The organism is Peribacillus frigoritolerans (assembly GCF_030676415.1).
Lineage (GTDB): Bacteria > Bacillota > Bacilli > Bacillales > DSM-1321 > Peribacillus > Peribacillus frigoritolerans_A.
The window spans coordinates 1-250 of record NZ_JAUUTW010000165.1 but is presented as its reverse complement, the minus strand read 5'-3'; the positions used below and the strand labels follow the sequence as shown (position 1 = coordinate 250).

Genomic DNA, 250 nt, shown 5'->3' with positions numbered 1-250 from the left:
GAGATTTCCCATGGCGCAAGCTAGTAAGATCCCTGAAAGATGATCAGGTTGATAGGTCAGAGGTGGAAGCGTGGCGACATGTGGAGCTGACTGATACTAATAGATCGAGGACTTAACCAACGCTTTAAAAAAATGAAATACCTTCTTATTATTATCTAGTTTTGAAGGAACAACGTTCCTGATATGTTTGGTGGCGATAGCGAAGAGGTCACACCCGTTCCCATTCCGAACACGGCAGTTAAGCTCTTCA

At 44.0% G+C, this 250-nt stretch carries 2 rRNA genes; both read left to right on the top strand.

What is annotated here, in order from left to right:
- A 23S ribosomal RNA gene (locus tag Q8G36_RS28910) occupies window positions 1-120 on the top strand; the annotation flags it as partial.
- Window positions 121-186: 66 nt separating this feature from the next.
- Window positions 187-250, top strand: a 5S ribosomal RNA gene (gene rrf, locus Q8G36_RS28905); the annotation flags it as partial.